The sequence below is a fragment of the Vibrio pelagius genome, assembly GCF_024347575.1.
Lineage (GTDB): Bacteria > Pseudomonadota > Gammaproteobacteria > Enterobacterales > Vibrionaceae > Vibrio > Vibrio pelagius.
The window spans coordinates 1,159,438-1,181,071 of record NZ_AP025503.1 but is presented as its reverse complement, the minus strand read 5'-3'; the positions used below and the strand labels follow the sequence as shown (position 1 = coordinate 1,181,071).

The 21,634-nt window shown below is 46.3% G+C and carries 14 protein-coding genes; 8 read left to right on the top strand and 6 right to left on the bottom strand.

Annotated features, from left to right (window positions below):
• Window positions 1–122 precede the first annotated feature (122 nt).
• From cmoA to vsple_RS05285, 5 genes are all read left to right on the top strand, one after another.
• A complete protein-coding gene (cmoA, locus tag vsple_RS05305) occupies window positions 123–851 on the top strand; it encodes a carboxy-S-adenosyl-L-methionine synthase CmoA (protein WP_255230990.1) in 729 nt (242 codons plus the stop codon).
• A gap of 236 nt (window positions 852–1,087) precedes the next feature.
• Window positions 1,088–2,059, top strand: a complete 972-nt coding sequence (cmoB, locus tag vsple_RS05300; protein WP_032549422.1) for a tRNA 5-methoxyuridine(34)/uridine 5-oxyacetic acid(34) synthase CmoB — start codon at window positions 1,088–1,090, stop codon at window positions 2,057–2,059.
• Window positions 2,060–2,307: 248 nt separating this feature from the next.
• A complete protein-coding gene (locus vsple_RS05295) occupies window positions 2,308–3,042 on the top strand; it encodes an ATP-dependent zinc protease family protein (protein ID WP_261882878.1) in 735 nt (244 codons plus the stop codon).
• 22 nt (window positions 3,043–3,064) lie between these two features.
• On the top strand, window positions 3,065–4,570 hold the full coding sequence (locus vsple_RS05290; RefSeq protein ID WP_255230992.1) for an inactive transglutaminase family protein: 1,506 nt from the start codon (window positions 3,065–3,067) through the stop codon (window positions 4,568–4,570).
• A gap of 3 nt (window positions 4,571–4,573) precedes the next feature.
• Entirely contained in the window at window positions 4,574–5,539 is a 966-nt protein-coding gene (locus vsple_RS05285; RefSeq protein ID WP_261882877.1) for an alpha-L-glutamate ligase-like protein, read from the top strand.
• Between the two features lie 114 nt (window positions 5,540–5,653).
• On the opposite strand, the gene fdhF is transcribed toward vsple_RS05285, so the two are convergent.
• The 5 genes from fdhF to cmoM form a co-directional block, all read right to left on the bottom strand.
• Window positions 5,654–9,880 carry a formate dehydrogenase subunit alpha gene (gene fdhF, locus vsple_RS05280; RefSeq protein WP_261882876.1) on the bottom strand — a complete coding sequence of 1,409 codons (4,227 nt, stop codon included), beginning with the start codon at window positions 9,878–9,880 and terminating at the stop codon, window positions 5,654–5,656.
• Window positions 9,881–10,119: 239 nt separating this feature from the next.
• Complete coding sequence (mukB, locus tag vsple_RS05275; RefSeq protein WP_261882875.1) at window positions 10,120–14,574, bottom strand: chromosome partition protein MukB; 4,455 nt, start codon at window positions 14,572–14,574, stop codon at window positions 10,120–10,122.
• Window positions 14,571–15,335 (bottom strand): chromosome partition protein MukE, encoded by a 765-nt coding sequence (gene mukE / locus vsple_RS05270; RefSeq protein ID WP_255230996.1) that lies wholly within the window; start codon window positions 15,333–15,335, stop codon window positions 14,571–14,573. Before mukE ends, mukB begins: the two co-directional genes overlap by 4 nt.
• Window positions 15,316–16,653, bottom strand: a complete 1,338-nt coding sequence (gene mukF, locus vsple_RS05265) for a chromosome partition protein MukF (protein ID WP_239840602.1) — start codon at window positions 16,651–16,653, stop codon at window positions 15,316–15,318. Before mukF ends, mukE begins: the two co-directional genes overlap by 20 nt.
• Before the next feature lie 136 nt (window positions 16,654–16,789).
• On the bottom strand, window positions 16,790–17,572 hold the full coding sequence (gene cmoM, locus vsple_RS05260; protein ID WP_261883121.1) for a tRNA uridine 5-oxyacetic acid(34) methyltransferase CmoM: 783 nt from the start codon (window positions 17,570–17,572) through the stop codon (window positions 16,790–16,792).
• Between the two features lie 115 nt (window positions 17,573–17,687).
• Between cmoM and elyC the strand changes: the two genes are divergently transcribed.
• Complete coding sequence (gene elyC / locus vsple_RS05255) at window positions 17,688–18,563, top strand: envelope biogenesis factor ElyC (protein WP_261882874.1); 876 nt, start codon at window positions 17,688–17,690, stop codon at window positions 18,561–18,563.
• Between the two features lie 120 nt (window positions 18,564–18,683).
• Here elyC and torR read toward each other — a convergent pair whose 3' ends face one another.
• Window positions 18,684–19,397, bottom strand: a complete 714-nt coding sequence (gene torR / locus vsple_RS05250; protein WP_261882873.1) for a two-component system response regulator TorR — start codon at window positions 19,395–19,397, stop codon at window positions 18,684–18,686.
• A gap of 256 nt (window positions 19,398–19,653) precedes the next feature.
• Between torR and torD the strand changes: the two genes are divergently transcribed.
• Window positions 19,654–20,301 carry a molecular chaperone TorD gene (gene torD, locus vsple_RS05245; protein ID WP_261882872.1) on the top strand — a complete coding sequence of 216 codons (648 nt, stop codon included), beginning with the start codon at window positions 19,654–19,656 and terminating at the stop codon, window positions 20,299–20,301.
• A 321-nt stretch (window positions 20,302–20,622) separates the two neighbouring features.
• Complete coding sequence (purR, locus tag vsple_RS05240) at window positions 20,623–21,627, top strand: HTH-type transcriptional repressor PurR (RefSeq protein WP_261882871.1); 1,005 nt, start codon at window positions 20,623–20,625, stop codon at window positions 21,625–21,627.
• Window positions 21,628–21,634: the final 7 nt, after the last annotated feature.

Here is a 21,634-nt window from a genome sequence, read left to right as displayed (position 1 = left end):
CCAAGCCATTGGCAGTGAAACCTGAGTTTTCGTGACACAGTGACATTTTTTACGTAAAATACGCCCCCTTTTATTTAGCACGCGAAAGTGCGCTAATTTGCTGACTGTCGAGAGAGAACGCTATGAGCAACAAAGACACTATCTTTTCCGCTCCTATTGATAAAATCGGTGATTTCACCTTTGATGCAAGGGTCGCTGAAGTATTCCCAGATATGATTCAACGCTCAGTTCCAGGCTACAGCAACATCATTTCTGCGATCGGCATGATGGCGGAACGCTTTGTCAAACCACACTCAAACATCTACGACCTAGGTTGTTCTTTAGGTGCTGCGACGCTGTCTATGCGCCGTCACATTCAACAAGAAGGCTGTACAATTTACGCCGTTGATAACTCAGAAGCCATGGTCGAACGTTGTAAGCTTCACGTTAACGCTTACCGTAGCGACACCCCTGTAGAAGTGATTGAAGCGGACATTCGCGAAATTGAAATTACGGATGCTTCCGTGGTGGTACTCAACTTTACGCTGCAGTTTCTTTCGCCTGAAGATCGCTTCGCTCTACTAGAGAAGATCTACGCTGGTCTTCGTCCTGGTGGCGTACTTATCTTGTCGGAAAAGTACGTATTCGAAGACGAAAACGCGAATGAGCTATTGATTGACCTGCACCACGACTTTAAGCGTGCGAACGGTTATAGCGAGTTGGAAGTAAGCCAAAAACGCAGTGCCATTGAAAACGTGATGCGCCCAGATTCAATTCAAGTACATAAAGATCGCTTCGATAAAATTGGCTTCTCTAGCCACGAAGTTTGGTTCCAGTGTTTTAACTTTGGCTCGATGTTTGCGGTTAAGTAATCTAGCTAATTGATACTGAAGAATCCCCGTCATTCCCTACAGTGAGGAACGAACGTGATAGGGAATCTCTTTTTTGCTTTACCTTAATCACTAGTAATTTTTATGAGTGTCGAGCGACTCAGAAAGCGCTTTCAACAAAGCACTCTAGCATCTATTTATAGATCCCCGATGCACTCGTCGACTCGCGCTCGAGGATGACGATAGTCTCGGGAAACAAAATTTAGGAACTTGTTCTAATGTTTAACTTTGCCAATTTTTACCAACTCATTGCTCAAGATACGCGCCTGCAACCTTGGCTGAATATTCTTCCTCAACAGTTAACGGATTGGCAAAACGCGGAGCACGGTGATTTCGACCGCTGGTTACGCGCTTTAAACAAGATCCCACAAGGAGCTCCGGATCAAGTTGATCTGAAGAACTCAGTAACGTTGACTAACGATACCCCTTTTCATGACGGTGAATTGAAGAAGTTAGAAAACCTGCTTAAGACGTTCCACCCATGGCGCAAAGGCCCGTACACGGTTCACGGCATTCATATTGATACAGAGTGGCGCAGCGACTGGAAATGGGATCGTGTTCTTCCACACATTACACCATTGAAAAACCGCAGCGTTCTTGATGTGGGTTGCGGTAATGGTTACCACATGTGGCGTATGTTGGGTGAAGGTGCTCGACTGACTGTTGGTATCGACCCTTCTCACCTGTTCCTAATTCAGTTCGAAGCCATTCGCAAACTAATGGGGGGCGACCAGCGTGCTCACTTGTTGCCACTTGGCATTGAACAGCTACCAAAACTGGAAGCGTTCGATACGGTGTTCAGCATGGGCGTTTTATATCACCGCCGCTCTCCACTTGATCATCTAATCCAACTTAAAGATCAGTTGGTTTCTGGTGGTGAGCTAGTGCTAGAAACTCTGGTCATCGAAGGCGATGAAAACGCGGTACTTGTGCCTGTTGACCGCTATGCACAAATGCGCAATGTCTATTTCTTCCCTTCGGCGCGTGCTCTAAAGCGCTGGCTAGAACAAGTGGGCTTTAAAGACGTACGTATTGTCGATGAAAACGTAACGACGGTCGGTGAACAACGCACCACCGAATGGATGACACACAACTCACTGCCTGATTACTTAGACCCGAATGACCCAAGTAAAACGGTTGAAGGGCATCCAGCGCCACGCCGTGCAGTTTTGGTGGCAACTAAGCCATAGACGGCTAAAAGGTCTAATCTTTCAAAAACATCAGACGCTGACAAGCATTTGACGAAAGAAGGCTCGAAATTGGATAAAATCCGAAGAGTGCTCAATGAATGAGCTATTTCGTCGAATGATAATTGGCTCTATGCAAACATAGCCTGTCAATATGACCGGACGCTAACATTAGGATGCTTCACGCATCCTTTTTTGTGGGCTAAACTATTCAATAGTCTGAACTATTTTCTAATTTCAAAGGTTTATATATGTTTAAGCGATTATCGCCTATTCTGGCGGTTGGTTTGCTCTCTGGCTGTACTCTCACTAACGGTGCCGCTTATCATCAAGAAACTCTGGATGCTATCGCAAAATCAGAAACAAACATCGCAAATAAAGTTCAAAACTTAGAACTTCAACTTAGTAATCAAAGTGACTATATCGAAAGTCTAGAAGAAGAAATCATCGCCTTATCCAATGAAGTTGAAGTCCACCTTACTACTCTCGAAAAACAACAGATCGAAGAGATCGAAGAGGAAGAAGTGGTTGCCACTAAAGCCCCAGTTGTTTCAAACGATCAGCCGACCATTCTTGGTGCCATTGAAAAGGTCACGATTGAGTCAATCCAACAAAAGTTTGATGCGCGTGTAGATACAGGCGCGACAACATCGTCATTGAATGCGGTAGATATCAAAGAATTCGAACGCAACGGCAACAATTGGGTTAAGTTTCATCTAGCTGACAAGTCACAATCAGAAGAAGACCAAAAGTGGATTGAAGCCCCCGTTGTACGCTACGTGAAGATTCGCCAATCGACTAGTGACGAGACAGAACGTCGAGCTGTGATCGAATTATGGGTGAAAGTTGGAAAAATCCATGAAAAAGCGCAATTTACATTGGCGGATCGCTCGCAAATGAGTCACCCTGTATTACTGGGGCGTGAGTTTATCAAAGACATTGCCCTTGTGGATGTAAGTAAAAAGTACGTACAAACGGAAAAATAAATAACAAATAGTAGGGTAAGCTATGACGTCAAGAATCCCATTTTATGTTTCGATCGTGCTGCTCATCGTAGCTGGCATTGCATTGAGTGTGTTCAGACACACGACTTACGGTGTGCCATGGACGCCAGGGGAGACCAGACAAGTTTGGGACGTTGAGGCTCGAATCGAGTTCAACGCAATGGACCAAGAAGCGAAAGTTTCTCTGGCCGCTCCTCACACACAATCAAATTACACACTCATCGGCGAATCCGCGTCTTCTCCAGGCTACGGTATCTCTTACGTAAATACTGACACGGGTCGACGTGCAGAGTGGTCTATCCGTCACGCTAGCGGCGCCCAAACCATCTATTACAAGACCCAGTTCTTAGTTGACCCTCAAGCACAGGTTAACGCGATTCCACCGGAAGGCGAAGTCGCCACGCCAAGCTTTGATGGCCCTGAAGAAGCGGCAGCAAAGGCTCTTATCGACCGCGCAACTCAGCGCTCTGCAGACAACCTCACTTTCACTCGTGAGCTCGTTAAAACACTCAATGATCCAGACAGCCAAAACTCGGCACTTATCCTCAACAACATGGACAAAGTGGAAGCAGCACACAAGTTACTTTCCTTTGCCGGAATCCACAGTAAAGTTGTTGGCGTGATCGAGTTAGAAGATGGCCGTCGTCGCCAATCTATCCAACATATGATTCAGATTTGGGATAAAGACCAATGGGTACTTTTCTCTACAGAGTCTAGTCAAAAACAAGTTCAGCCAAACCTACTGATCTGGGATGAATCGAACGTTTCACTACTAGACGTTGTCGGCGGTCAGAACAGTAAAGTTCACTTCTCTATGATTGCCCAAGAGGTGACACCGACTGAAGCGACAAACAGCAAGATTTCAGCAGACCAACTACTGAACCTTTCGATCCACAGTTTACCACTTGAAGAACAGGCGATGTTTAAGACCATCATGCTGATTCCAATTGGTGCGCTCATCGTTGTGTTCCTGCGTGTTATCGTCGGCTTGAAGACATCAGGCACCTTCATGCCTGTTCTGATCGCGGTAGCGTTCGTACAAACGCAATTGGTCACCGGTATTGTCGGTTTCCTACTTATCGTTGGTACGGGTCTGGTGATTCGTAGCTATCTATCCAAACTTAACCTTCTGCTGGTGGCGCGGATATCCGCGGTGATTATTACGGTAATCATGATCATTTCTATCTTTACTGTAGTCGCGTTCAAGGTGGGTTTAACTGAAGGTCTATCGATTACGTTCTTCCCAATGATCATCCTATCTTGGACTATCGAACGTATGTCTATCCTTTGGGAAGAAGAAGGTGCAAAAGAGGTTGTGCTACAAGGTGGTGGCTCGCTACTGACTGCTGTTCTTGTTTACTTGGCAATGACCAACCCGTTCATTCAGCACTTAACGTTTAACTTTATTGGTCTACAACTTATTGTCCTAGGCGGCATCTTACTACTAGGTACTTACACAGGTTACCGCTTAACTGAGCTACGTCGCTTTAAACCGCTAGCGGAGGATTAAGTTATGTTTGAACAGTTTACATCGCCGTTTAAGTTGAAAGACAAAGGCATCATGGGGATGAACAAGCGTAACCATAGCTACATTGGTCGCTATAATGATCGCTCCAAGTACCCTTTGGTGGATGACAAGCTAAAAACCAAAATCATCGCTGAACAAGCGGGTGCTACCGTACCTAAACTGATTGGTGTCATTAGTCACCAAGCAGAAGTGAAGACTATCCACAAGATGGTCCAAGACTGGCCTGGGTTTGTCATCAAACCAGCACAAGGCAGTGGTGGGAAAGGCATCTTGGTTATCACCTCTCACAAAGACGGCGTTTATACCAAACCATCCGGTTCGACGATTGGTAAAGAGGACGTTGAGCGTCACATCAGTAACGCACTTGCGGGTCTGTTCTCGTTAGGTGGTAAAAACGATGTGGCGGTGGTTGAGAACTTAATTAAGTTCGACAGCTGCTTTGATGGCTTCAGTTATGAAGGGGTGCCTGACGTACGTATCATCGTATTCAAAGGCTACCCTGTGATGGCTATGATGCGCCTGTCAACATCGGCTTCCGATGGTAAAGCTAACCTTCACCAAGGTGCGGTAGGCGTGGGCATTGATATTGCCACTGGTAAAGCTGTACGAGCGGTGCAATTTGACCAACCCGTCACCCATCACCCAGATACAGGTAAAGAGCTTGCCCTACTGCAGGTACCTCACTGGGAAAAGTTGCTGACTCTGGCATCGAGTGCTTGGGAAATGACAGGCCTTGGTTACATGGGTACTGACATGGTACTTGATGAGGAGGAAGGCCCAATGGTGCTTGAATTGAACGCTCGTCCAGGACTGGCGATTCAGATTGCTAACGGGGCTGGGTTATTGCCACGTCTTCATCACATCGAAAACTTGGGCACACCAGCTGAGTATCCGAAACCCGCTGAGCGTGTCGCATACGCTGCAAAGCAGTTTGGCGTACACATAGAATAAGAGCAGCCGCAGCCAAAAATAACAACGACATCGGCGCTATTAATAAAAACGAAAGCCGCACAGTCAGACTATGCGGCTTTTTTTGTGTTCTGTACTTTTAGGTACTTTCAAACATCACACGTGAACACTCTGCTCAGTGAATACGGGCTCGACCTTAACCGCTGCGACTTTAAACTCAGGGATCTTCGCATGTGGGTCTGTTGCTGTTGTCGTTAGACGATTCACCGGTGACTCCACAAAGTGGAACGGGATGAATACCACGCCCTTCTGCATACGCTTGGTTACAAATGCAGCAATTTCAATTTCGCCACGACGTGTTGATACTTTCAGCATCTGACCATTGTTGATATTGAGCGCCTCAGCATCATACACACTGATCATAGCTCTAGGCCCCGCCAAATTATCCAACCCTTTGGTTTTACGAGTCATGGTCCCAGTATGGAATTGCTCAAGGATACGTCCTGTGGTCAGTACTAGAGGATACTCTTCGTCTGGCAGCTCTGCAGCGTATCTAAATGGAATCGCCTCCATCTGCCCTCTCCCACGTGTAAACTGAGTTTGGTGCATAATACGAGTGCCATCAGGGTTGTTTTTGTTACTTGGCCACTGAATGCCGTTTATCGTAATGTTCTCCCAACGTAATCCACCATATTGTGGGGTTACACGAGCGATCTCATTGGTAATATCTGCTACCGACTGATAATTCCAATCGCTGCCCATGGCATTAGCCAGCATTTGAATGATTGCCCAATCCTCTTTCGCCTCACCCGGCGGTTTTACCGCAGGGTTGATACGCTGCACACGACGCTCCGTATTAGTGAAATGCCCAGACTTCTCTGCGAACGAGCATGACGGCAAGACAACATCTGCGTATTGAGCCGTTTCGGTCAAGAAGATATCTTGTACCACCAGAAAATCGAGTGCTTCAAGACCTTCAATCACATGGGCTTGGTTTGGATCACTCAGTACTGGGTTTTCGCCCATCACATACAGTCCACGAACTTCACGCTTGCACGCACCATCAATGATTTCAGTGAGTGTTAAACCGCTCTCAGCAGGCAGTTCAGCAACATCCCATTCCATCTCAAACTTCTTACGAACCAGTGGATTATAGACTTTCTGATAGCCCGGCAGATTGTTTGGCAACGCCCCCATGTCACAAGCACCCTGCACATTTGACTGTCCTCGCAGTGGATTAATGCCGCCTCCCTCAATCCCAATGTTGCCACACAGCAACTGCAAATTGGCAATCGAGCGAACGTTATCGTGCCCTGTCGTGTGCTGGGTAATGCCCATGGAGTAATAGACAGCTGTACGTTCAGCTGTGCCTATCAATCGCGCCATCGCAAAAATATCTTCTGCTTTAACGCCAGTTACGAGCTCTACCTTTTCCAGCGAATAGCTTGGCGACATCACCTCTTGCAATAGGGTGTCAAAGCCATCGACCCGCTCTTCGATATACTCTTGATCGTACCAGCCATGTTTGATGATCTGCTGCATTACGCCATTAAGCAGCATAACGTCAGTGCCCGGCCTATGCGCTAGATAAAGCTCGGCGTGATCGGCAATATCAATGCGCTTAGGATCAGCCACAATCAGCCGTGCGCCGCCATGTCGCACAGCCTGCTTAATGTGAGAGCCAATGATAGGGTGTGCCGATGTAGTATCCGAGCCGATAATAAAGATAACATCGGAGTGTTTGATACTCGGAATATCATTAGTCATTGCACCACTGCCCAGTGACGCTTCAAGCCCAGTGACGGTCGAAGCGTGACAAAGGCGTGCACAGTGATCGACATTATTTGTGCCTAGCTCTCGACGTATAAATTTTTGAAAGACGTAGTTGTCCTCATTGGTGGTTTTTGCTGAAGAGAAGCCCGCTAGCGCCTGACTGCCAACACCTTTCTTAATTGCGGAAAACTTGTCGGCAACCAAACGAATGGCTTCATCCCAGCCAGCAGGCTGTAACCAACCATCTTTACGTATCAAGGGTGTTGTCAGTCGCTCGTCACTAGCAACGAAATCAAACCCGAAACGACCTTTGACACACAACATGCCTTCATTGACTGGCGAGTTAGCCCCTTCTACGTAACGAATCTTATTCGCCGACTCGTCAACATGCATAGTGAGCTTGCAACCCACACCGCAATAGGTGCAGATGGTATCGACTTTTTTTAGTTGTTCTACAGAGCCTTGCTGTTTGTATCTGGCATCTACCATTGCACCCGTAGGGCACGCTTGAACACAAGCGCCACACTGAACGCAGTTAGAGTCGCCCATTCGCGTCTGATTCGGACCAAAATTCGGTCTAAGCTCCGGTCTAGAGCTTGGCTTGCCATTTTGTGCACACATGAAGCTTAAAACACCATGAACATTTTGCTCTCGACAAGCTTGAATGCACTGACCACAGCTGATACATCGATTGGCATCAAAGACGATGAACTCTGAACTCGCATCCACTTCAAACTTATGTCTTGGTTGCTGGCTACTATTCCCTTGCTTAGCTTTTACTGCTTGCCAGACCGCATCATCCGTAACATCGACCTTATAATCATTGAATGTTTGCACGGCTTGATATTCTGTCGCGTAGTCACGCAAGTCACACTGCGTATTCGCTTGGCACCCACACTCTAGACAACGCTGCGCTTCTTCAATCGCATCAGCGTTGGTGAAACCGAGTTCAACTTCATCGAAGCTTTGTTCACGCTGCTCTGCGCTTAGCTCAGGCATAATCTTTCGGGCGACACTTTGAATCGCTTGATATTGTTGCCGTTCAACTGCTTTTAATTGCTTCTCTTTGCGTGAATTGAAAGGCTTCACTGGTAACTGTGTCATAGTGCCGCTAAAGAAACGGTCAATCGCCTGTGCAACAATACGACCATCTCCCACCGCCTCAACCGCTGTTGCAGGGCCGCGTCTGAAATCTCCAATACTGAAGATATTGCCCACACCTGTGTGCATGGTATCGGGGTCGGCATCCGCTGTATTCCAACGAGTAAGTGGAATTTCTAAAAGCTCATCGGTCATGAAGCTCAAGTCTGGCTTTTGGGATACGGCTGCAATCACAGTGTCGAATGCTTCTGTGAAAAACTCTCCAGTTGCTTTCGGGCTACGTCGCCCTGAAGCATCTGGTGCCCCGAGATCCATTCGCTCTAGACGAATCGCTTTGACACGGCCATCTTCATCTGCGAGATTTTCTGCAGGATTAGTCAAAAAGTGAAATTTAACACCCTCGTGTTCAGCTTCTTCGATTTCATAATCTTCTGCTGGCATCTCGTCTCGAGTACGACGATATATAAGTGTTGTCTCAGCACCTGCTCTGACGGCGGTTCTAGCGCAATCAATCGCGGTGTTACCACCACCGATAACCGCCACTTTTTTGCCAGTTGTATATTGCTTGTCAGTAACGTAATCCTTTAGATAGTCGACACCGAGGTAACAACCCTCTAAATCGCTACCCGTATAATTCATCTCTACTGCACTGGAAGCGCCAACCGCTAAACAAACGGCATCAAAATCTTGCGATAAACTCGACAGCGAAAAGTCTTCACCCAACTTCTTATCGCATTCAATCACCATTCCATTGCGGCACATCAACTCAATTTCTTTGTCTAGAATCGATTTTGGTAGACGGTACTCAGGAATACCATAACGCAGCCAACCACCCGCTTTAGGCATCGATTCATAGACAACAACTTGATAGCCTTCATTCGCCAAATAGTAGCCTGCCGTCAACCCACCAGGCCCACCTCCCACAATCGCGACTCGCTTTCCATTGTCCGGTTTCTTCGGGGGCGTGTAGCTTTGTTGCGCTTCTAAGTCGATATCTGCAGCGTGACGTTTTAGCTGACGTATCGCGATTGAATCGTCCACTAAGTTGCGGCGACATTCAGTTTCACAAAAAGCTGGGCATACGCGGCCAATCGACAATGGCATAGGTAAGGTTTGTTTGATGACCTCTATCGCTTTCAACGAATCGTTTTGCGCGATGTGATGCAGGTAAGATTGGATATCTACGCCAGCAGGACAAGCCGTCTGGCACGGCGCTTCACAATCGGCGTAGTGATCAGACATGATTCGATTTAACGCGCGATGGCGATGTTGACTGATTTGCTCAGATTGCGTGTTAACGGTTAAACCTTGGTAGACTTCCAGTTCACAAGCTCGTTGCATACCCCCACTTTCAACCTCAACAACGCAAAGGTCACAAGGGATCTTTTCACCAGAGCGGTTCAACCCACATAACGATGGAATATCTACACCACATGTATTCGCAGCTTCGAGCACTGTTTGCCCCTGCTCGACAATGCGGTATTTCCCATCAATCACAATCTGAATCATAGTGAACCTTCCTTACACAGCATCTAAAATGAACAATTAAGTAATACAATATTATTAATATTTCATCATGGTTACTATTACCATACATTAATTGTGGTTTTGTGCGTGTGACCGCAAACTCGTTCCATTGATATTAACCATAAAGTATGAAGGGATTTAGTGAGGGCTGTTTCGGACACAAAAAAAACCCCTTCGAAAAGGGGCTTAGTTATCTATTGTTTGCTATTCACTCGCGCTTGTTACGCTTCTTCAATCAATTCTTGAATGGGTGACTCTGTTCGGTTTTGAGCAAAGCCGCGCAATCCGACAACGTGTACGTGTTCATGATCTTTAAAGACCTTACGAACCAGTTTGTAGGTTGTCCCTTTCTCAGGGCTAATGTTCTCCGGTGCTGCAATCAGAAGTTGCATGCCTAGACGATCACACAGCTCAAACAGAGTAGAGATGGACTTCGCATCCAGACGCGCTGCCTCATCCAAGAACAGCAGGCGACATGGAACAATGTCTTTGCTGCGAAGGCGACGTGACTCTTCTTCCCAGCTTTGAACAACCATCAATAGGATAGATTGACCAGTACCGATCGCCTCACCTGTTGATAACGCGCCTGACTCAGCTTGTAGCCAACCGTCAGAACCACGATTTACTTCCACGCTTAGCTCTAGGTAGTTACGGTAATCAAGCAGCTCTTCACCGAGTACTTGTGGCGAGCGTTGGCCCATATCAATATGTGGATTCACACGCTGGAACAGCTTCGCCATTGCTTCAGAGAAGGTGAAGCGAGAACTTTCAAACAGATCTTTGTGCTGCTCTTGTTGAGAAGCTAGACCCGTCAGCAAGATCTCGTGGCTTTCACGGATCTTCACATGCAAGCGCACGCCCTTAACTTGGCCGAAGTAGATATTCGATAGGCCTTGGTTGAGCATACGAATACGGTTTTGCTCACGCTGAATTGTCTTCTTGATAATGCTTGCTACCGACTCAGAACTGATCGCTAGACGGTTTTCACGTTGTGTTAGCTCCTCCGTTAATCGAGCAAGCTCCACTTCCATCTCTTCGATCGCTTCTACAGGATCATCCGTATGGATAATGTCTTGACGGATACGCTCACGTAGGTGTTGGTACACAGCGATGTAGAATAGAACCTTACGCTCTGGGTGTGCATTGTCTTCCGACAGACGCAGTGCATCACGCAAATCATCATTGTCGGCAACAGCCAAACGCAGTGCACCCAAAGATTTATCCGACATAGAACGCAGTTCACCAGCCGACAGGTAAGCTAGCTCACGCTTGTGTAGGCGACGCTCAACATCGTTTTCACGAGCCAAACGAAGCACTGAACACCAACCCGCTTTTGCTGCAACCACAAAAGTGCGCAGCTCAACGTACTCTTTCTGTACCTTCTTCAGACGCTTAGCCAGAGATTTCATCTCAAGCTCAGTTGAAGTGATAGTGCGCTCGTATTCGCTCTTACGGCTACGTGACGTATGCAAACGCTCTTGCAGCTCATCACGACGACGAACAGCACGCTCTTGAGCACCTTCGTCGGCATTCACACCGTATTCTTGAAGTTCTTGTTTGAACTCTTGAACCGTTTCTAGTTTCGCTTGGTGTGAGCTCTTCAGAGCCGCCAATACTTGGTTGTATTGGTTCATTTGCTCACGAGCTTGCTTCAAGCCATCACGACCTTTAGCACGTGCTTGTTCAGCTTGAACCAGTTTCGCTTTTAGTTGCTCGCTCAGCTCGCTGCTCTTGTTGAGTAGGTCTACTGAATCTGAGTAAGCAAAATAGTGACGACGTTCAATCAGATCAGACAGTGCAAACACCTTCGCCTTTAAGGTTTGCAGTGCTTGGTCTGCTTGCTTGTATTCCGTTTCCAGTGCATCAAACTGCTCTGGGTCTGCATCTAGAGCAGTCACGATTTGCTCTAGGCTTTGCAACGCTTTACCGTGATTGCTCAGGTAAGATTTCGCTTCACCTAGACGCTCCAGTTGCGCTTCTAGCTCAGCCAAACGCTCTGCTAAGGTTTCGTCTTCTAAAATACGAACCATAGGGGCTAGCTTATCTAAAGCGGCTAATGCTTGTTTGCTCTGTGCAAGCTGACTACGTTGCTGCTGCTCTTTCGCATCCAACTCAGCTAGGGCACGAACCACTTGGTTACGCTTATCTCGTACCGATGCCAACGCCTGCTCAGGATCCGCATTGAACGCGACATGCAGGTGTTTCGCAACAAACGTATTGAACGCTTGGTACAGACGGTTTAGCTTCTGAGAGTCAAACGCAGCTTTCGCATGATTTTCAACGACGACATCACGCTCTTCACGCAGTTTCTCTAGACGCTGTTCACGAGCCGCACGACCAAACAACGGGATGTCTGGGAAGCGTGAGTAACGCATTTGGCGATCATTTAACTGAACGCACACTGCGCCTTCCAGTTCATCGGCATTGAATGAACTGTCGTCGAATGCGTCAACGTCACCCTCAAGGATGTACAGATCTTCTGGACAGTCTTCAAGATCCACCAGCTTCTCTTTAATACCGTCAAGATCCGATACCACGATCGCGTGACGAGCAGGACCATACATTGCACTGAAGTACGGTGCATCGTCGATGGTAATGTCGTCGTAGATCTCTGACAGAAGCACGCCACCTAGAGTATCAGCCAGGCCTTTCAAACGAGGATCGTTTGAACCACCAGGTGAAGCCAAACGCTCAATCTCAAGTTCGAGTTCACTGCGACGTTTCGCCAATTGATCTTTCGCGACAGACTGTGCTTTTTCATCTTCAAGCACTTGCTGCATTTGAGTCATCACCGCTTGGCTGTCTTCTAGCTCAGCCCCCGTTTGCTCACGCAGGTTGTCTAAGGCGTCGTTTGCTGTAATCCACGCAGGAGCAATTGCTTCAAGTTTTTGAATCTCTTGATCATAATTATGCTGTACACGACGCTTTTCACTCTTCGCTTCACGCAACTCTTCTTGAGCATACTCAAGCGTTTCGATCTGCATCGCATGACGCTCGCGCTCTTCTTCAAAGACCGCTTCATCATTCAGCTGAGTGTTGTGTTGCTTCTGGTACGCTTCAGCCAGCTCTTTTGCTTGACGCTGCTGTGCAACATCACGAGCCATATCGCGATGCTGAGCTCGCCATTGCTGTTCGTTTTCAACAATATGTTTTGCGTTGCGACCTTTATCAAGCGCTTGTTTAGCCGCTTGTGATGCTTCACTACGCTCTACCGTACCTACAATGCTTTTTACGAGAGACAGTGCTTTTTCAAACTGAGCAGACGCCGCTGACGACATATCCAGTTTGTGCTTCGTTGCTAGAAGGTGTTGCGTGCTCTGTTCTTCTTGCGTCTTAAGGTCAGAAACCAGCGTCAATGCGCCTTCTGCAGTAATGGACTCATCGTCCAATAACTGTTTGGTTTTCTCCAACGCTTGTACCGCTTGTTGGTACTGCAAGGCACGAGTCTGCTGAACGTCTAGGGCTTGTTGGTAATCCGCAAGCTGTGTTTTCAGGCTGTCCACTTCTTCTTCAGTAATAGTCGCCTGCTCTTCAGCAAGAAGAACACGCTCTTGCGCCTCTTCAACGACCATCATCTGCTCTTCTAGACGCTCGCTAAGCTCTTCAAGATCTTCGCTGTAACGCTCAATCTTCTCTTGTTGGCGCAGCGCTGTTTGTACAAGTTGTAGGTGGTCTGAAGCCGCTTGGTAATCTTGTTCAAGCGAAGACTCTTGTTCAACTAGCAGCTCAAGCTCTTCTTGCACTCGATTAAGTAAGTTGTTCTGTTCAAGCAAGGTTTCACGAGAGCCGAACAGCTCACCACGTAGCTTCATCGTCTGATCAAGCTTATTGCGACGATCATTCGCATGGCGCATGTAGTCTGCTGCCACGTAATTAGTTGACTCTGTGATCAAGTGTTTGAACAAATCACGATCAGACTGCGTTGTCTTGATCGCTTCTAGTGTCATTCGGTTTTCGCGTAGCGCCGATTCCATGTCTTGGAAGGCTTTCTTTACGCCACCGTTTTGTGGCAATAGGTAATCACGTAATGAACGCGTAATTGCACTTGAGATACCACCGTACAGAGATGCTTCAATCAGACGGTAGAACTTAGAACGGTCGCCACTGTTACGCAATTTCTTAGGTACAACACCAAACTCGAACATTTGAGCGTGGTAATCAACGATAGAAGAGAACGCTTTAAAGTGAGCACCTTCGTACTGAGCAACCGCGGCTTTTACATCATTGAGCTGACATACGCGCGCATGGCTGTCCGATACGTTTTCAATCAGTACATCCGTTGGCTTCACATGGCTTGGAAGACCTTGAATTAGGAATGGCTTGATGTCTACTTTTTTGTCACGACCCGCTACTTGTTGAAGCTTAACCGCAAACAATAGGCGCTGATTTCGCGAGTTCACCACATCAAGAGCGGCATAACACGCACCCGGTTGTAGCTTACCGTATAAGCCTTTATCACGAGATGACTGTGAGCTACCCGCTTCCGTTGTGTTTCGGAAATGAAGAAGCGTTTGGTCAGGGATCAATGCCGTAATAAACGCGGCCATCGTAGTCGATTTACCCGCACCGTTACCGCCAGAAAGGGTTGTCACCAAACCATCGATGTCAAAAGTACGTGCGAAGAAGCCGTTCCAGTTAACCATGGTCAGCGATTGATACTTACCTCTTTCAATCATGCTTCACCTTCTTCTTTTGTCTGTTCGTTGCTCATGATTTCGTCATCGAAAATGTCTTGTTGAGCATCTTGTTCTGTCTCTTCTTGCTCTTCATTAAGCAAGCTACCTTGATTTGGTTCTTGAGTATGAACTACGGCTTCACCATCACGGATTAGGCGCAGTTGCGCTTCGCGCATATCGTCACCAACGCGTACGTCCGCACCAAAGCGGAATACAGCCTCACTGATACGGAATTTACCCGTTTCACCGATAGAAATTAGCATGCCGATACGACGCAGACGACGCAGAGACGTTCTCACTTTCTCGAAAAGCTTCTCTTTATCTAGATCAGAACCAGAAGCACGATTGGTTGCCAGCTTCATCAGTTTCTTTTCATCAGCCAGAGTCATTAACTCTTCAAATAACTCTTGGTTAGTGAAGATACCTTCGTGAGCCAAGCGCTCTGGGCTCAGGTAAAGGAAACACAGCACCTTACCCACCAGCATATCAAGCTCTGAGAGTACACTTCGACCAATCAAAGAGGTTGAACGAGGACGTAGGTAGAAGAAGCCCTCTGGCGCTTTTACCAACTCAGTATTATAGCGCTGGTAAAATTGTTGAAGTTCCAGTTCGAAGTCCGCCAACAGTGCGTGATTATCTAGGTCTTCTGTTGAAATATGCTTACCTGAACGCAGCATGCTATCAAGCGCTGGGAACAGTGGGTTCGCAATCGCTTTTACCAGTTTCTCTGGCATGTAATCATCAGTACTTGTTAATGACATTTGCTTGTACCTTTGCACCGAAATCGTTGATTGCCTGCCAATCAGGTTGGATCGCCTGATAGTCAGACTCTGAGTAACCTAAGCGCACCGCTTGGTCGACAACAATTCTGGCTAAATCAAAATGGTGTGTGCGAGGGTGTTCTGCAAGGTAGTCTCGCAGTACTAGGCCAAGGTCGATTGGCGTCCCTTGCTGTTTGTGAACTTTCAACATCTCAGCGATTTTGTCTGAGAGGTAATCATTCACTTGTTCAAATTCTTCATACTCGACATCAAGTGGCGCTTGTCCCATCACCTCGTCATCACGCAGAACCAGTGCTTCATCACGTAGATCTGTGAGCTTTTCAGCGTCCGCGTAAGTAAGTAGCCAAGGTGCGTCGAAGTAGTCAGTAACCGACTGGCGCAGACGTTGGCTGAACGCTCGGTTCTTATCCATATCGATGGCAGTACGAATAAACTTATGTACGTGGCGGTCGTAGCCAATCCATAAGTCGATGGCTTGCTGGCCCCAACTTGTAATTCGGTCTAGTTTCATCTGCAAACCGAACAGGGTTTCACCAACGAACTCTAGCTCGTCGTCACCATACACAATCTCCTGGATATCAAGAATCTGTGTCTGCAGTTCATCACCAGCAGCTTGTAGGGTATCTTGAAGCTCTTTCAACGTTGCAGAGGTTTCAGATAACAGAGCTTCACAGTTGTTGATCGCTTCACGCCAATCTTTGTTAAGAAGGTCCGCGATCTGCTGTTTAACCGTCTGTTGCTGCTCATCCATTACACGCTGGTTAAGATCAATTTGGTCAAAAATCTCGCCAACTGAGTATTTTAGGACGCCATAAACGTTTTTGCGCCAGTGACCCGGCGTTCCGCCTTTTTGTGCGGCTTCAATGGCCTTCGCCATCTCGTCAGCAACCATCGATAGTTGAATCGATAGTTTTAACTTCGAGAATTGGCGGTGACGTAGGTAGTAATCTGAAATACCAATTGCGAGCGGCGATAGACGATAAATGCTCGCCCCATCGGTAATCTCACTGGTAAAACGGCTAATCAATTTCTGTTTTACCAGTTCATTGATTGCGTTGTTTGCGCGAAACGCTGAGGCTTCGCCGGTATCTTCGAACAGACGAGTGACAATGGTAAACGCGTCGTGCAGTTCACCCTCACCTAACTCTTCATCGAACCTTTCGTTGCTTAGTACTGCGATAGCAATTAGAAATGCCAATCGCTCAGGCGGCAAATTTAATGAAAAATCATGCTGCTTGACCCAGCCCACCAACTCATCAATTGGCTGCTCTTCGGCAGTTTGAGTCATTTCACTCATTGTGGTTCCTGTTACTGTTCTTTGTAACACCGAGCAGATGTCGATGTTACGCCTTTTCTTTATAACGCGGGCTATCAGGTTATCGACTGTAGCCTAGGAATGCGATGGCAACTCTTGTACCACATTCTCCGCTTTTTTATTCTGGTTTTTGCGCCCAAACGTGAACATAGCGACCTAAAGAGAGGTAAGGCTCTTGACGACATAGCTGTTTCTCAAGCTCAAGTACATCTTCGAATTGGTAGTCGCCCATGTACTCCATATTACCTATGTAATCGCTAAACGAACGAATACCCGACTTTCCTTTAATCTCAAGACCCGCCTCTTCTATCCACTGATAGACCTCTTCAGGTTTCAAACCTTTTTGGGGTTGCAGCTTAAACCGTTTTCGATGTGGCATCCCATTTAATACATGAGGAATATTGCCACAAATCACATTTTTGAGGACTAATCCGTGATGGTTGTAAAACATAATTGATGCCACGCCACCCGGCTTCACTTGCTTAAGCAGGATATCCAAAGCCTCTTTTGGATCAGCTAACCACTCCATTACAGCATGAAACATCACCATATCCACTGGCTCTTCTATATGCTGTGCAATATTTTGAACCGGAGAATGAATGAATCGATACTGTTCAAGCAAGCCGGCTTTATCAATATCTTGCTGTGCCAATTTCAGCATTTCAGAAGAGAGATCACACAGCGACACTTTATGCCCCAAGCTAGCTATCTTTTGCGACATCTGCGCTAAACCACCTCCAGCATCCAGAATGTGCAAAGGTGTTTCTTCGGTTTTAAATGTGCTTAACGCTTGCTTTAAATCTTCCCATACGATGATCTGACGGATCTCTCCTTTGTCAGAGCCGTAAATATTTTTTGCAAATTTGTGGGCAATATCGTCGAAATTACGGTCTTCAGTCACAGCTACTTGGGTTATCATGTCCTATCGTGCCTGCTATTCTGTCACAGGAATTTCAGGAATAAAGAGGCGATGTCTCTTTTTAGTACTAAGTGATGTTTTTTCGGACTAATCGGATATGTTTGAGCTGAAAAAAGTAGTGTCTTCACTGTTGATGCCACTGCCAGCAATGTTAATTCTCGCTTTTCTGGGGCTAGCCCTTGTTATGTTCACTACAAAACGTAAAACAGGGTGCCTTATCACGCTCTCTGCACTTTGTGGTATTTTCCTGATCGCGTTCCAACCCGTTTCTAGCCAACTTCTTATGCCAATGGAACGACAACACACCGCATTTTTGCCGACAAATGAATCTATCGACTATGTGATGGTATTGGGTAGTGGCCATGTCGTAGACGACCAAATCCCGCCTACATCTGAACTCAGCCGAACAGGCCTGATGAGATTGAGTGAAGGCATCCGCATTCAACGAATCTATCCCGGTGCTAGATTGATTTTATCTGGCTATGGTGGTGGTACTGAAGTCAGTAATGCACGCATGATGGCGAAGGTTGCCTTGGCCTTGGGTGTGTCTAAACGAGACATTATCCTACTTGAGACAGCTAAAGATACGTGGGAAGAAGCGCGTCAGGCTGCTGCATTTGTGAAAAACAAACGAATGGTACTCGTGACTTCCGCCAGCCATATGCAGCGCGCTCTCAACGAATTTCATGATGCAGGAATGAAGCCGATTCCAGCGCCTACCAATTTTCTGGCTCAAGAAGGCATTGAGCAACCTTGGAACAAGTACATGCCAAAAGCGATCTACTTAGAGCAGACCGAACGATATTGGCATGAAACGATGGGGTTAGTTTGGCAATCATTGCGCGATTGGCTAGATAACCAAAGCACCGAAATGGAAGAGCCAATGATCATCCCCGAACCTTCAATGCTTGAAGAAGAGCTCTCTGCCGCCTCCGATGCACTACCAACAAGTGGCGCACAACCAGCCATTTAATGCTGTATGAAGTGACTTTAAGTCCCTAGACCTTTCAAGCTAATTTCATAAACAAAAAGCCGAGATACTGAATATCTCGGCTTTTTCAATTTCGCTAGTTGAACATTTCAATTCTAGCTGCTAATCGCCTGCAAACATATAGCCTTCACCATGAACCGTCACAAAAATTTGTGGATTCTTTGGATCAAACTCCATCTTAGCACGCATACGACGAATCAATACGTCGATGGTACGATCGTTTGGTGCATCAACGCGGTGGCTAATCATATTTAAGATTCGCTCACGACTTAAAACCTGGTTAGGGTATGACGACAGAGCAACCAATAACTCATATTCAGCTTTGGTCAATTTCACTGGCTCACCGTTTTTACTCAGTGCGCGACGTGGAATATCAAACGTCCATTCACCAAAGCGAACGATTGACGCGTCTTCCGCCTGCTCAGTTGCATCTGATGGTGACTTGCGAGCCGCAGAAATTCTCCAAAGTAGGTTTTTCACTCGAACCAATAATTCGCGAAGTTCAAATGGTTTGGTAACATAATCATCTGCGCCCATCTCTAGGCCTACAATTTTGTCGATGCTATCCGTGCGTCCAGTAACTAAAATAATCCCAATGTCTGATTGACTGCGTAATTCGCGAGTTAGCATCAATCCATCTTCGCCTGGTAAGTTGATGTCCAGCATAATGAGATCTACGTTATTTTCTTCTAAAACATTTCTCATTTGAGCGCCGCTTTCTGCTTCGCTTACTGTGTAACCCTCATTCTGGAAATATCCAACTAGCTTACTACGGGTTACCACATCATCTTCAACGACTAATACGTGATAGCTCATCTACACCACTTTTCTTATTTAATAGTTTCAGTGACCATTCTATTCATAACTAGTAACAATTCTAGTAGTAGGTAAGATAAAAGCCAGAAACCTGAATTTTTTTTGATACAAGACAATCTTAAACCTTGCTATTTAACCCCCATCGCAATTCAATATAGGCATTACTACTAACGAGTGACTTTGCAGTTAGCAAATACAAGGGTTAGTAAGCCTTCGTACCGCAGATATTACGAAAGACGATATTAGGATTATTGAGATGAAAGAAACCAAAGCGTTCAATGAACAACGAGCTGAAATCTACTGGTGGCTATCGAGCCTGTTCGCGAAAGAACTGACTCAAGAAGAATTGGACAAATACCACTCGGTTGAGATTCGTTCGTTTTTAACCGGCCTCGGCGACAACGAGACGCTTAAGCCATCAATCAATAACCTAGTAGATACACTTAACCGATTACAGAACCGTGAAGATGCTCAATTAGAGCTTTCATCCGATTTTTGCGAGCTGTTCTTAAAGTCGGATAAGTACGGTGCTCTGCCGTACGCTTCTATTTATCTAGACAAAAGTGGACTACTGAATGCAAAACCAGCTCAAGACATGGAAGCCATCATGGCGTCTTACGGCATCGCCGTAAACCAAGATCTGAAAGAGCCTGCTGACCACCTAGCCATTGAGTTAGATTTCCTGGGTAACATCATTATTCGTTCCAACGACCTTGAGAGTGAACAAGATCTAGAAACGGCTTTCGCTACACAACACGAGTTTGTTGAACGACAGCTCCTTAGTTGGGTTCCACAGTTCGCAGTAAAATGCCGTGAATTTGATGAGTTTGGTTTTTACGCATGTGTTGCAGAATTGCTAGTCGCTTTCTGTAAACTTGATACACAATATTTAGCTGGTGAATAAATTCACTGATGACTAAGGGTACAATTTAGGTAGAATGTGACAACTCACCCAGATTTCTGGGTGAATTTTATTGCGAGTATTTTCTAGTCAGTCTAAAATTGTGACCGCAAACGATAAAATATGAAACATTCTCGAAATGCTATGCTTTAAATTAGCTAAGAGCATTTCGGTGTTAAGACAAGCCGCTCTCATAAGCGGTTTTTTGTTTTTTAGCACTTTAGTACCGAGAGAGCCCTCCATATTCTAAGCTCTTGTTCTGGTAGCTTTAAACGGCTACTTGCTCCGTACTGCTGAGGAAGTAGCTATCAATAGGATAAAGCCATGGCAACTATAAAAGATGTCGCTCGCTTAGCCGGCGTATCAACAACCACCGTTTCTCACGTGATCAACAAGACACGTTTCGTCGCAGAAGCGACTCAAGAAAAAGTAAACAAAGCCGTCGATGAACTAAATTATGCACCAAGTGCTGTTGCTCGTAGCCTGAAATGTAACTCTACGCGCACAATCGGTATGCTAGTGACTCAATCAACCAACCTATTCTTCTCTGAAGTGATCGATGGAGTAGAGAGCTACTGTTACCGTCAAGGCTACACGCTGATTCTATGTAACACAGGTGGTATCTACGAGAAGCAACGCGACTACATCCGAATGCTTGCTGAAAAACGCGTAGACGGCATCTTGGTAATGTGTTCTGACTTAACTGAAGAACTGCGTGAAATGCTTGACCGCCACGCAGACATTCCAAAAGTTGTTATGGACTGGGGCCCAGAGAGTTCACAAGCGGATAAAATCATCGACAACTCAGAAGAAGGTGGCTACCTCGCCACTAAATACCTGGTTGAACGAGGACATGAACGTATCGCTTGTCTAAGTGGACATTTGGATAAAGCGGCATGTGTAGAGCGTATCGCGGGTTATCGCCGTGCTCTTGAGGAAGCAAACATTCAAACAGATGACAGTCTAATTCTTGAAGGTAACTTCGAATGTGACACCGCAGTTATCGCGGCAGATAAAATCGTTGCAATGGAGAATCGCCCGACAGCAGTATTCTGTTTCAACGATACGATGGCACTTGGTCTTATGAGCCGTCTACAACAGCAAGGCATTAAGATCCCAGAAGACATTTCAGTGATTGGTTACGACAATATTGAGCTGGCAGAGTACTTCTCACCACCGTTGACAACTGTTCACCAGCCAAAGCGTCGTGTCGGCAAAAACGCATTTGAAATCTTGTTGGAACGCATTAAAGACAAAGATCACGAAAAACGCGTGTTCGAAATGCATCCAGAGATCATTGAGCGAGCTACAGTTAGAACGTTAAAATAACGTAAAC